The sequence below is a fragment of the Oleiphilus sp. HI0117 genome (genome assembly GCF_001635235.1).
Window position 1 is genome coordinate 1 of the sequence record NZ_LWGA01001259.1, and the last position, 3697, is coordinate 3697.

Here is a 3697-nt window from a genome sequence, read left to right on the forward strand (position 1 = left end):
TGGCTTGCGTATCGGTACGCCAGCGGTAACCCGTCGTGGCTTTAAGGCTGCCGAGTGTCAGCAACTAGCGGGCTGGATGTGTGACGTAATTGACGCTTTGGTTAAAGATGCTGAAGATACGAATGCTATTGAAAGTGTTAAGAAGGACGTTATCGACCTTTGTGCTCGCTTCCCAGTATACGCATAAATAGTTAACCCGGTGCGGTGATGAGGCGTTTCCTCATTTCTGCACCTTTGGCCTGCCAGCTGTTAGTGGTTTAGTTGGCTTGCTGCTCTGAATTGGCCTTTCTTCTGAATCAAAAGGTTTTTTGATGCATTGTCCTTTCTGTAGTGCGACGGATACAAAAGTTATCGACTCTCGACTGGTTGCCGATGGCGGCCAGGTTCGCCGTCGCCGTGAATGCCTGTCTTGTAAAGAACGCTTTACTACCTTTGAAACTGCTGAGCTGGTGATGCCGAGAGTGGTTAAGCAGGATGGCACTCGTCAACCTTTTGATGAGGACAAGCTCAACAGAGGCTTCACCAAGGCTTTGGAAAAGCGCCCCGTCAGTATTGAGGCGATTGAAAGCGCGATCAATAACATTAAGGCCCGATTGAGAGCAACAGGCGAGAGAGAGCTAAAAGCGATTGCTATTGGTGAAGAAGTGATGAAAGAGCTGCGTCGCCTGGATGAGGTGGCTTATGTTCGTTTTGCCTCTGTCTATCGTAGTTTCCAGGATATCAATGAATTTAAGGAAGAAGTTGATCGGCTAGCTCGTTCTGAGAATACCAAAAATGACGCTTAGTGCTTTCTCAATAGATGACGCTCACTATATGGCTGAAGCTTTGCGCTTGGCCAATAAAGGGGTGTATACAACCCAGCCAAACCCACGGGTAGGTTGTGTCTTGGTGAGGGGCGGTCAAATTGTGGGGCGTGGTTGGCATAAGAAGGCCGGAACAGGGCATGCAGAGGTAAACGCCCTCGCTGAAGCGGGAGGACTCGCGCAAGGTTCGACAGCTTACGTTACTTTGGAACCCTGCAGCCACTTTGGTCGAACACCTCCCTGTGCTAAAGCCTTAATTGATGCTCAAGTATCTGAGGTGGTTGCTGCGATGCTGGATCCGAATCCTGAGGTGTCAGGTCGAGGCTTTAAACTTCTGGAGGATGCGGGAATAAAAGTACGCTATGGCTTGATGGAAGCTGAGGCGCGGGCACTTAATCAAGGCTTTATTAAGCGAATGGAAACTGGTTTGCCTTATCTTCGGATTAAAATGGCGACCAGTGTTGATGGTCGTACCGCCATGGAGTCCGGGGAAAGTCAGTGGATAACTGGCCCGGCTGCACGTTCTGACGTACAGCGTTTGCGTGCCCGAAGCTCTGCTATTATTAGTGGCATTGGTACCATTCTTCATGATGATGCAGCCCTAACGGTTAGAGCTAGTGAACTGGGTCTTGATCCTGAATGGTCCCGAGAAATTGAAAAAATTCAGCCTTTGCGTGTCATTCTTGATCGTCAGGCTCGCTTGCCTAAGACTGCTCGACTATTAGAACAGGAAACGCCTATATTGTGGTGTGTTTCAGAGGCCAGTGAGCTAAGCCAGGAAGCGCAGGAGGTGTCTCAGCTTGGTTTTGTTGATGTGCTTCGCTTGTCTTCTGCATCAAGTTCAAATGATGCGCATAGTGAGCTGCAAGAAGTGATGTCCAAATTAGCTGAGCTTCAGTGCAATGAGGTGTTACTAGAGGCTGGAGCCTTGTTAGCGGGAAGCATTATTGAACAGGGTTTGTGGGACGAACTCTTGGTTTACATGGCGCCAAAATTATTAGGAAGTAAAGCTCGACCGCTTGCTGAACTTGGTTTAGATAAAATGTCTGAGAGTATTGATCTGGACTTAAAAGACTTGAGGCTGGTTGGTCAGGACATTCGAATGATTTATATGCCGGCTGAAGTGTCAGGCTCTCGCTAGCGTAAAGGATTGGATAAGCGATGTTTACAGGAATTATTGAAGCGCTTGGTGTGATCGAGCGATCAGAATCAAAAGGGCGAGACCTTGTTTTAACTATTTCGACAGGCAATTTGGATCTGTCGGACGTAAAGCTAGGCGATAGTATTGCGGTAAATGGCGTATGCTTAACGGTAGTAACTTTGAACTCAAAAGGGTTTACTGCAGACGTATCGGCAGAGTCCTTGGTGCATACTAATCTCAAAGAGTTTCAAGCGGGTACGAAGGTTAATTTAGAGAAAGCGCTGACTTTATCGACACGTTTAGGTGGCCATTTGGTAAGTGGTCATGTTGATGGTGTGGGTCAAGTGCTTGCCAGAAAGCAGGATGGACGCTCGATTCGTTTTGATATTCGTAGTCCAGAAGAAATTCGCCGCTATATTGCAAACAAAGGCTCGGTAACGGTTGATGGGGTTAGCCTCACGGTAACCGGGCTGTTAGCAGAAGGCTTTTCGCTGAATATTGTGCCACACACGGCAGGCGAAACGACTATCGACGCTTATCAGGTTGGCCAATCAGTTCATATAGAGGTTGATTTGATGGCTCGTTATGCTGAGCGCCTATTACAGGTAGGCTCTTCTGATGTCACTGAACAGAAAACGGAAGGCAACTTGGATAAGGCCTTTCTGGCACAAAATGGTTTTTTAAGATAAACCTTTTACACTGTATTAAATAATAGGCAGCGTTTCACCTTCGATATCGCTGCCTTTTAAGATGAATAACACTGGGGAGGCTCAATGGAGCTCAACACCGTAGAAGAATTAGTTGAAGATATCCGTCAAGGCAAAATGGTTATATTGATGGATGATGAAGATCGTGAGAACGAGGGCGATCTAGTGATTGCGGCTGAACAGGTTCGTCCGGAAGATATTAACTTTATGGCGACACATGCGAGAGGCTTGATCTGTATGACGATGTCGGCAGAGCGGGCAGACTTCTTCGGCTTACCGCCGATGGCTCACGCAAACAATGCTCAGTTTTCAACTAACTTTACTGTGTCTATTGAAGCGGCTTCGGGTGTGACAACAGGTATTTCAGCGGCTGATCGTGCGCACACTATTCGTACAGCTGTAGGACGTAACACTAAGCCAAGTGAAATTGTTCAGCCTGGCCATGTGTTTCCAATTGTGGCGCAGCCTGGTGGTGTATTAAGCCGAGCAGGGCATACTGAAGCAGGTTGCGATCTGGCTCGTATGGCAGGTTTTGAGGCGGCTTCAGTTATAGTCGAAATTATGAATGAAGACGGTACTATGGCTCGTCGTCCTGATCTTGAAGTCTTCGCAAAAGAGCATGATTTGAAGATTGGCACAATCGCCGACATGATTCACTATCGGGCGTTGAATGAGCAGACCGTTGTTAAGCAAGAAGAGAATCAGGTTGAGACCGAGCATGGCACATTTGATCTGATTACTTATAAAGATACCTTGCAAGGTCATGTTCACATGGCGTTTGTAAGAGGTGATTTATCAAAGGTGGATGCGCCGGTTATTCGGGTTCAGTCTCCTGATATCCTGCGTGATAGTTTAGGTGTTAAAGTGCCAGGATCGCAGAGTTGGTCTATGCAGCATTCGTTAGAGCGAATCAATGAAGAAGGCGCTGGCGCCTTAGTAGTTTTAGGTGGCCCGGCTGTTGACTTGGAAGAACGCTTGGCAGGATTTTTTGTGAACAAGCCAGCACCTTCGCAGACAGGAACGGGGGCGTATTTGACAGTGGGCAC

Annotated in this window: 4 protein-coding genes and 1 pseudogene; all 5 read left to right on the forward strand. The window is 47.7% G+C overall.

Annotation, left to right across the window (positions count from 1 at the left end):
• Nucleotides 1-187, forward strand: a pseudogene (glyA, locus tag A3757_RS21945) (serine hydroxymethyltransferase); the annotation flags it as partial.
• A 124-nt stretch (nucleotides 188-311) separates the two neighbouring features.
• Nucleotides 312-785 (forward strand): transcriptional regulator NrdR, encoded by a 474-nt coding sequence (gene nrdR, locus A3757_RS21950; protein WP_068509328.1) that lies wholly within the window; start codon nucleotides 312-314, stop codon nucleotides 783-785.
• A complete protein-coding gene (gene ribD / locus A3757_RS21955) occupies nucleotides 775-1944 on the forward strand; it encodes a bifunctional diaminohydroxyphosphoribosylaminopyrimidine deaminase/5-amino-6-(5-phosphoribosylamino)uracil reductase RibD (protein ID WP_068511370.1) in 1170 nt (389 codons plus the stop codon). Before nrdR ends, ribD begins: the two co-directional genes overlap by 11 nt.
• A 20-nt stretch (nucleotides 1945-1964) precedes the next feature.
• Entirely contained in the window at nucleotides 1965-2633 is a 669-nt protein-coding gene (locus A3757_RS21960; protein ID WP_068511372.1) for a riboflavin synthase, read from the forward strand.
• A gap of 84 nt (nucleotides 2634-2717) precedes the next feature.
• Nucleotides 2718-3697, forward strand: a 980-nt coding sequence (gene ribB, locus A3757_RS21965; protein ID WP_068740295.1) for a 3,4-dihydroxy-2-butanone-4-phosphate synthase, incomplete at its 3' end; no start/stop codon positions are given.

Bases quoted from the DNA above. Each gene is read 5' to 3' on its own strand.
- nrdR (WP_068509328.1), top strand. From the start codon at position 312: ATGCATTGTCCTTTCTGTAGTGCGACGGATACAAAAGTTATCGACTCT.
- ribD (WP_068511370.1), top strand. From the start codon at position 775: ATGACGCTTAGTGCTTTCTCAATAGATGACGCTCACTATATGGCTGAA.
- A3757_RS21960 (WP_068511372.1), top strand. From the start codon at position 1,965: ATGTTTACAGGAATTATTGAAGCGCTTGGTGTGATCGAGCGATCAGAA.